5 protein-coding genes are annotated in these 9,313 nt (G+C 34.6%); 4 read left to right on the top strand and 1 reads right to left on the bottom strand.

Features of this window, described 5'->3' with window-relative positions; translation table 11 throughout:
- Positions 1-60 precede the first annotated feature (60 nt).
- The gene (locus ON07_RS09555; protein WP_010230629.1) at positions 61-1,065 is read right to left on the bottom strand and encodes a mechanosensitive ion channel family protein; all 1,005 of its coding nucleotides are present in this window, start codon (positions 1,063-1,065) and stop codon (positions 61-63) included.
- A 242-nt stretch (positions 1,066-1,307) separates the two neighbouring features.
- On the opposite strand from ON07_RS09555, the gene ON07_RS09550 reads away from it, so the two are divergent.
- The 4 genes from ON07_RS09550 (at position 1,308) to ON07_RS09535 (ending at position 9,233) form a co-directional block, all read left to right on the top strand.
- Positions 1,308-2,060 carry a LytR/AlgR family response regulator transcription factor gene (locus tag ON07_RS09550; protein ID WP_010230627.1) on the top strand — a complete coding sequence of 251 codons (753 nt, stop codon included), beginning with the start codon at positions 1,308-1,310 and terminating at the stop codon, positions 2,058-2,060.
- 84 nt (positions 2,061-2,144) lie between these two features.
- Positions 2,145-5,024 carry a sensor histidine kinase gene (locus tag ON07_RS09545; protein WP_010230625.1) on the top strand — a complete coding sequence of 960 codons (2,880 nt, stop codon included), beginning with the start codon at positions 2,145-2,147 and terminating at the stop codon, positions 5,022-5,024.
- Positions 5,025-5,553: 529 nt separating this feature from the next.
- Entirely contained in the window at positions 5,554-8,442 is a 2,889-nt protein-coding gene (locus tag ON07_RS09540) for a M16 family metallopeptidase (RefSeq protein ID WP_010230623.1), read from the top strand.
- Positions 8,443-8,627: 185 nt separating this feature from the next.
- The gene (locus ON07_RS09535; protein WP_155807203.1) at positions 8,628-9,233 is read left to right on the top strand and encodes a hypothetical protein; all 606 of its coding nucleotides are present in this window, start codon (positions 8,628-8,630) and stop codon (positions 9,231-9,233) included.
- The last annotated feature ends 80 nt before the right edge of the window (positions 9,234-9,313 follow it).

Genomic DNA, 9,313 nt, shown 5'->3' with positions numbered 1-9,313 from the left:
CCAGAATTCATTTCTATTTGTTTAGAGAGCAACTGAGTTTATAAATTTCTTCTGATATAATTAATCCTCATTATCATCACTATCCTTCTCAGACCGCTTTTTAGCTTTATGAGATATCGCGCTTTTATGTAATTCTCTATTTTCTTTTAAATCTTCTCTAGCTTCCTCTAAATCATGAGCATTTTGCACTTCCACTTGTGTTGGAAATGGTAAATCTATACCAGCCTCGTTCATAGCTTTCTGAGTACCGAGTAAAACTTTAGACCAAACCTGCACTACACTGGCGCGATCACTTTTTGTCCACCAACGCACACGAATGGTCAACCAACTATCTGCTTGATCCCATACCAATGTTTCCACTGGTTTTTCTGAACTCACGCCTTCAATTTTTTCAACGGTCTGCTTCAAAATTTTCATTGCTTCCATATAATTCTCATCATATCCCAAACCAATATCATATTGTGAACGGATAAGCTCATGAGCAGTTATAACTTTTACGGAATTATTATATACAGTATTATTAGGAATAACGACACGTTGGCCATCGTATGTGGTAATTATAGTAGATCGAATTTGAACCATTTCTACAGTACCTTCAAATTCATTTACAACAATCTGATCTCCAATTTTAAAAGGTTGTCTAAGTAATATAAGAATTCCAGCAAGCCAATTTTGTAGAATATCTTGAAAAGCAAAACCAATTGCCACAGAAGAAACCCCAAGACTAGCAATTAAATCGGCTGGGCTTAGACCTGGTGCCATTATGGTAAGAGACAATGCAATCCCGGCAATTACAATTAAATAACGCGTAAAAGCTCCAAGAAGATCTCCAAAATTGTCACGTCCTCTATTATTCATTAAACGATTAACAACTTTCCCTAACCAGCGCCCTAAATATAGGAATGCTATAAAAACAGCGACTCCAATAAGAATATTTGGGATCGCTTTAATAAAACCATCTAGCCAACCATCTAGTTTTTCTATAATGGATTGCGGGTTAACATCGATTTCACCGGTTTCATCCTTAGGAGTGTCTTGGAAAGTAAAAAGTAAAGGGATTTTCATAGTTCAATTTTAAAAATGTCAAAATACATTTTTTTGAAATTAAATTATCTTAAGAAGAGCTTAAAACGTGACTTTTAACCACTGTATTAGGACAAAATCATGTTCACATAAAATCAAATAAGAACAAATAAATATTTGAAATTGACATTTTTTGGCGGGAACGAAATTCTTTAAGATGTACCAAAAAGCTCATAATTTGAGAAGGAGCAACTCAACTCAGCATTTAATTGTAGTTTTACTTAATGATCAAAGCAGTAATTATTGACGACGAAATAAATGCACAAAATTTATTGGAAAAAACACTTATCCGATATTTTCCTAGCAAATTTAATATTGTTGCCAAATGCGATTCGGTAGATGCAGGAGTGCGTGCAATTAAAGAACATGAGCCGGAGTTGGTTTTTTTGGATATTCAAATGCCGGAAAAAAATGGCTTTGAGTTGTTCAAAGCTTTTGAGGTTATAAAATTTGAAGTAATATTTACTACTGCCTACAATCAGTTTGCTATTAAAGCAATAAAGCAAAGTGCTCTAGATTATCTGTTGAAGCCTATAAATCATTTGGACCTATCCGAAGCTATTAAAAGGTTTGAAAATAGAAATAAAGGAAATTTTGCTCATAAAAAATTATCCTTATTACTTGAAAATTTAAATGTAAACGATCAAAACGTTAGTAAAATAGCTTTTACAACACTGGATGGCTTTGAACTGATTCATTCAAATCAAATTCTATACTGCAAGGCAGAAAGCAACTATTGTTGCATTAAAAAAATTGAAGGCATTACGAAGACGGTTACAAAGACTTTAAAATACGTGGAAGAAATTCTTCCCGCCACTTCCTTTAGAAGGATCCATAAAACCTATGTTATTAATCTAAATTATGTAGTGAGGTACAATAAGATTAATAAAGAAGTGGAATTAACCAATGGAGAGAAACTTCCTGTTTCTTTTCGAAAAGAGGAAGAATTTATAAATGCCATTTTACAAAACAATTAAACTTTTTTTTCTTCTTTTTTTTTGTGGGCTACTCTTGCGCTATCCCAAAATTATCCCAGCAAAAATTATACGTCATCCAACGAGTTGCCAAACAATACCGTTAGATCTTTATTGGTAGACAGTAATAATATTTTATGGATTGGTACTGATAATGGTGTTGTAAGAAAGGAAAATGACATTTTCAGCAACTTCTTTGAAGAGGATGGATTGGCCTTAAACAGCTGTTGGGCAATAGCTGAAGATAAAAACAAAAACATATGGTTTGGTAGCTATGGCGAAGGAGTAAGTGTTTATGATGGCACCAAATTCAAAGTGATTTCAAAAAAACAGGGATTGGTTCATAACGAAATAACCAAGCTGTTTGCTCATGAAAACAATATCTATGTGGGAACTAGCGATGGCGTCTCTGTTATAAATATCAATACTTTTGAAGTATTTTCTTTAAATAATGACAGAGATAAAGAACTTTTTAGAGTTCAGGATTTTTTTGAATATAATGAAGAAATCTACGTGGTTACTTACAACTCCGGGGTGTATAAAATTGTTTTTAAGAATGACCATCCTTCTTTGATTAAAGTGAATGACCATAAGTATATTTATTCCGTTTTAGTAGATAAGGATAGCATCTATAGCAGTAATAAAGGTTTTTTTACAAAGAGTATTCTTAGCGATTATATGCAAGGAGTAGACACTCTTCAGGCCATGAAACATGGAGCGTCCATTATCTGGGATTATATTAAAACTAAAGATCAACAAGTTTTCGCAGCCGCATGGGGAATTTACGACAGTAATGGAGGCATTTATGAGATTAAAAATGAAGAGTTTATTTCCAGAGCTTCAGATTTTAATATCAATAGTAAAGAGGTAATTTCTTTAGCCTATGATGCCCGCTTTGAAAAAATATATGTAGGAAGCAAAGATGCTGGTTTATTCGAAATCAAATTGAATCCGCAGATAAAATTCAATGAGGTTCAGGGGAAAAATATCATCGGCTTTGCCAAAACGAACAACTCCTCGGCTTTACTTTTGAATAACGGTATCCTTTTAAAAAACCCTGAAAGGGAGCAAGCAATATCACTCATTCAGCTTAAAAAATGGCAAAAATATTATCTCTTAAAAACAAAATTGCCATTACCGGAACACAAGGATTCATTTTATGAACTGGATTACAACACAAAGGCAGAGGACATCAATTTTTATGATATAAAATCATATAAAAATAGGTATTGGGTAAATTCCAATATTGGCGTTTTTGCTATAAATCCTTCGGGAACATTGGAAAGGTATATACCATTACATTCAGAAGAAATAAATTTTACAGAGGCAGGGAACCTCATAGAAACAAACCCTTATGGCGGACTTAGAGTTTACAGCGATTTAGATACTTTTAAATATACCCATTTTAAGCAAGAAGAGCCTCAAACCCCAACCATGGTGGTAAACAGCTTGCAAAAGGATAATAAAACCTATTTTTTATCTGTCTTCTCCGGTCTATTTGCATGGGAAAATAATGAGTTTAAATCTTATCTAAACAGTGTAATTTGGAAAGAAAAGAAATTAAGGCATATTACAACTTTAGGTGAAAATATGGCAATTTCCAATGAATTTGGAGATGTATTTATCTTAAAGGATGAAGCTTCTTTTCAGCTAATAGAAAAAATACCAAGAGCAAAAATTCAGGGAAATACAATTTCATTTTTAAAGGAATATGATGGCAATTTATTGATAGGTACAGAAAAGGGCTTAACAATATATAAAAACAAGCGTTATATATTTCTGGATGAAGAACAGGGCTTAAAGCAACCTTTGTTGAGTGCAGAGGTACATCAGGATAACTTGTCCATCGGCAGTAAAAATGGTTATTATACGGTTAATCTAGATGCGTTTAGTAATCCTAAACCCTTGGTAAATCAATTAAAACTCGAAGAAATTTTTATCAATAACAATAAATTTCCTCTTGAAAAATTTTCGAATAAAGAGGAAATAGACTTATCATATAATGAAAATACAGTACTGCTTAAGTTTAGTACAAATGCACATCCAAATCCGCATAAATTAAGCTATCAATATCGCTTAAATGAAAATGAGCGCTGGAGTCTTTCCTCTTCCAAACCCGAAATATTTCTGCCTTTTCTACCAGCAAATGAATACGACCTGTCTGTAAAAGTCTTAGATGCAAGCACTGGTTTAAGTTACACGCAATCGTTTCTAAAATTAGATATACTTCCCCCTTTTTGGAAAACCTGGTGGTTTATAATCTTGATGATTGGTTTATTACTCATTCTAGTTTATAGCATATATGCATTTCAGATAAGACAGAGCAAAGAATTTGAAATGCAAAAAAGTATGATTCAGAAGCGTTTTGAAGAAACCAAAATGGAAGCTCTCTTGGCGCAAATGAATCCGCATTTCATTTTTAATGCTATGAATTCCATTCAAAATTATATCATGGATAATGATGTAGATAACGCGAGTATTTTCTTAGGTGATTTCGCGAAATTAATTAGGTTAAATCTAGATCACTGTACAAAGCCAACGATTTTATTAGTCGAAGAAATTGAATATTTAAGCTCATATATTCGTGTTGAAAACACACGATTTAGCAACAGGATTAATGTGATAATAGAAGTAGATCCTGCAATAGATGTTTACGATATTGAAATCCCTACGATGGTCCTACAAACATTTGTGGAAAATGTCTTCGTCCACGCTTTTCCTCCAAGTATTGCAGCGCCAAGGTTAAGTGTTTCTTTCAAATTATTATCTGAAAATATTTTGCAATGCAAGATCGAAGATAACGGAATTGGATTTTCTTCAAAATCTGGAGATCCTTTACACGAGTCTAAAGGAGTTAACCTAGTTAAAGAACGTTTAGCGCTGCTTGGTCATAAAATAGATAACGCAGTAGAAATTATTTCCACAAAAAATAAAGGTATTTCCGTTATTATTAGGTTAGAGGTATAACGATAACTTAGAGTTTCCACACGTTTACTAAATGCATGTTTCTTCTAATATATTTGGATATATATTTATAAAAAATTAGACGAAGTTACGGTTATATTAATATTGAAAATTATTCGCAAAAATCTATTTTAGGTAGGGCTTTAATATTTTTTTAGCGACAATTGGTAATCGTAATTTCTCTAATCATTAGAACAATAAGTCGTGGTTATAAATCGGTGATTTGTTTAAAATTATAAAACCACTAGCGAACATATGTTGCTGGTGGTTTTTTTATACTAGGAATAGATTTAACAATGTTCATCCATTTAATCAAGGGCTTTTAAGAGCAATATTAAATAATTAAAACGCCAATTTTTTAATCACTATTAGGTTAATCATTAATTTGAAAAATATCGGAAACTTGCATTATGTAGTTTTTTTTCATTCAAACTGAGACCAAAATCACCATACATTCATCTTCTTTTAAAAATATTCAATTTTCTAAAAATCAATTCTTTATATTTAGCTATCATAAACCAAAAAAAATAACATGATAAATTCAAAGTTTAAGCTGATGGCTTTTATGCTGTCGTTTAGCGTCGCAACATTTGTTTCTTGTAGTGAGGCTTTCGGACAAGAAAAAGCCAATCAAGATCCCGAGTTATCTATAGAATATGAGAAGTATGAGCTCGATAACGGACTTAATATTGTTCTTCATCAGGACAAGTCAGATCCCATCGTTTCTGTAGCAATTCAGTATGGTGTTGGGTCTAACCGTGAGAAAAAGGGTCGCACAGGTTTTGCCCACCTTTTTGAGCATATGCTCTTCCAAGAATCTGAAAATGTTCCACAGGATCAGTTTTTCAAAAAGATTCAGGATGCCGGAGGTACATTAAACGGTGGAACCTGGCAAGACGGAACGGTATATTACGAAGTAGTGCCAAAAAATGCCTTAGAAATGGTGATGTGGCTAGAGTCCGACAGGATGGGTTACCTCATTAATACAGTAACTGAAACTGCTTTTGCAAATCAGCAAGAAGTTGTACAAAATGAGAAGCGCCAGCGTGTAGATAACAACCCATATGGACACACCGGTTGGGTAATCGATAAAAATTTATATCCAGATGGACACCCTTATAGCTGGCAGGTAATTGGTGAATTGGAAGATCTTCAAAGTGCTACCGTAGCAGATGTAAAAGAATTTTATGACAAATTCTACGGGCCCAACAATGCCACGTTGGTTATTGCCGGAGATTTTGAAAAATCGGATGCTAAAAATCTGATCGAAAAATATTTTGGAGAGATCAAAAAAAGACAGGAAGTAGCACCATTAAAGATTCAAACAGTGTCACTTTCAGCATCCAAACGTCTTTATCATGAAGATAATTTTGCTAAAGCACCGCAACTTAATATGGTTTGGCCGGTTGCAGAGCAATACAGCAAAGACGCTTATGCACTAGACTTCCTTGGGGAAATATTGTCTGATGGAAAAGAAGCACCTTTATACAAGGTTCTTGTAGAGGATAAAGAGCTTACCTCCAAACCCTATGCGTATAACAATCCAAGCCAGATTGCCGGAAAATTTCAGATCTCCGTAACTGCAAATGCAGATGTAGATCTTGATAACGTAGAGGCAGGAATTAAAGAAGCGTTCGCTTTATTTGAAAAGGAAGGTATCACAGAAAGAGATATTGAGAGAATTAAAGCCGGGCAAGAAACCGATTTTTACAACGGAATAAGCAGTGTTCTTGGCAAATCTTTTCAATTAGCCAACTACGATGTATTCACCGGAAATCCTGGATTTATTGAAAAAGACATCCAAAACATTCGTGCGGTAACAAAAGAAGATGTAATGCGTGTTTACAATAAATACATTAAGAACAAACCTTTTATTCTTACGAGTTTTGTTCCTAAAGGACAACTAGATCTTATTGCTGAAAATTCTGAAAAAGCCGAAGTTGTTGAAGAAGAGATTACAGAGAATGTGGAGACAGAAGTTGTTGAAGCGCAGCAAGAAATCCAAAAAACGCCTTCAAAATTCGATCGTTCCGTTCAACCTAAAATGGGTGATACGCCGAAACTGAATATTCCGAATTCTTGGAAAGAGACACTTGGAAATCAATTGCAGGTTTATGGATTAGAACAGACTGAACTGCCATTGGTAAATTTCAGTATTGTTATTGAAGGAGGACATCTACTAGACGACTTAAGCAAAAATGGAGTAGCAAATTTAATGACAGATATCTTGATGGAAGGTACTGCAAATAAAACTCCTGCAGAATTGGAAGAGGAAATAGACATGCTTGGGGCTAACATCTATATGTATACCGGGAACGAGTCTATCGTTATTCGTGGGAATACCCTTAAACGTAACTTTGATAAAACCATGGCCTTGGTGGAGGAAATTTTACTAGAGCCAAGATGGGATGAAAAGGAATTCGCACGTATTAAAACCAGTACAATTAATGGGATAAAAAGAAATGAGGCGAATCCTAACGTGATTGCCAGCCAAGTTTATAATAAGGTCTTGTACGGAGAAAACCATCCTTTTGCTTATCCAACTTCAGGAACAGTAGCGTCTGTAGAATCTATTAAGATCCAAGACCTTAAAGATTTTTATAATAAGAATTTTTCTCCTACTGTGAGCCGTATGCACATCGTTGGGGATATCTCTAAGGATGAAGCATTAAAAGCTGCAAAAGGTTTGGCAGAAAAATGGGAGGCAAAAGAGGTAATTATCCCGGAATTTGAAGTTAGTAACGATCGCGACAAGGCATCCCTATATTTTGTAGATGTGCCAAATGCAAAGCAATCTGTTATCAACATTGGATACATCGCTTTGCCGAGAACCAGTGAAGATTTCTTCCCTGTGGAGGTAATGAATTACAAACTTGGAGGATCGTTCTCTGGAAATGTAAATCTTATTTTGCGAGAAGAAAAAGGCTATACTTATGGTGCACGTTCGCGCTTTAGCGGATCTAAAATACCGGGGACTTTTACCGCTTCCTCAAGTGTACGTACAAATACCACAGGGGAATCTGTAGGGATTTTTAGAGATGAAATTGCTAAATATAAAGAAGGAATAACTCCTGAAGATCTGGATTTCACAAAGAATGCTCTAATAAAATCCAACGCGCTTCGTTTTGAAACGCAAGGGTCTTTACTTGGAATGCTTCAAGAAATGAGTGCCTACGATCTCGATCCTAAATATATTGAAAAAGAGGAGGAAATTATTGGCGCAATGACTCTAGAGCAACACAAGCAGCTGGCACAAAAATATCTGGATGAGTCAAAAATGGCTTATCTGGTAGTAGGTGATGCTGCAACGCAGTTGGACCAATTTAGAGAAATGGGGTTTGATGAAGTTAAAGTGCTAGACAAGCAAGGAAACGAAGTTACCCTACCTATTAATTTAGAAAAAGAAGAAGTTAAAGATTAATTTAACTATCTGTTGAAGTTAGAAACCCACCATTTTGGTGGGTTTTTTTGTTTAAATTTAAATGCTTAATATTTGAAAGTCCATCGAAATTTCAGTTCTTTTTAGTCTAATTTTGAGATCGCAGAAGTTTCTTATTTAAGATTATGTATATTAAAAGCTAAATTGAATGCTATAAAATTCGGAAATTGACACAGCAGCAAGACAACTATTATATACTATTTAGAGAGTGGAGTTTGGATCCAAACCAATGGGCTATGCTCATGGATGGCACCGCAGTAATATTGACTTTAGTAGGGTTCATAATTGCCTTCAGTCTTTATAAAGTACAAAGAAAAGATAGGGCTACAGATGCGCATAGGTTCTTTAAAGCTTCGCTTCAGGGATTAAAATCTTCCATACAACATGCCATTGCAGACCTTAGGCAATTTAAAGAATCCTTGGATCTTGATAAAGTGGTAGACCCCGTGTTATCTGTTTCTCTCAACGATAAGTTCCTTGACAAAGTAAACCTGGTGGCCCTTAATCGCTTTTATGCAGAAAATGATAAAGCTAGCCTGGATCATTTTAATCTGTTACTGGTAGATTCAAATTTCTTTGGTGATTACCGGGATTATATAACCAATCAGATCAAATACTTTAGAACTGTTTACCTGGAAAGAGAAGAAACCAAATCTGGCAACATGCTAAGGATGAAGGAAAAAATTAGAAAAGTATTGGACAATGATATCTCCAGATTCGAAGACATTCTTGCAAATATTGAACTACTGCTTCTCGAAAATCCCGGGAAGTAGATTGGTGGCAGTATTTGAAAGATAATACCGAGCAGGATCTACATTCTTAGCCTTCAGTTCAAGTGTTTTTTACCGAGGCG

The sequence above is a fragment of the Gillisia marina genome, from assembly GCF_000258765.1.
GTDB classification, from domain to species: Bacteria; Bacteroidota; Bacteroidia; order Flavobacteriales; family Flavobacteriaceae; genus Gillisia; species Gillisia marina.
This window is presented reverse-complemented; position numbering and strand designations above follow the sequence as displayed.

What these genes read in the sequence shown, in the direction of transcription:
- ON07_RS09555 (WP_010230629.1), bottom strand. Translation starts at nt 1,065, where the DNA reads ATGAAAATCCCTTTACTTTTTACTTTCCAAGACACTCCTAAGGATGAA.
- ON07_RS09550 (WP_010230627.1), top strand. Translation starts at nt 1,308, where the DNA reads ATGATCAAAGCAGTAATTATTGACGACGAAATAAATGCACAAAATTTA.
- ON07_RS09540 (WP_010230623.1), top strand. Translation starts at nt 5,554, where the DNA reads ATGATAAATTCAAAGTTTAAGCTGATGGCTTTTATGCTGTCGTTTAGC.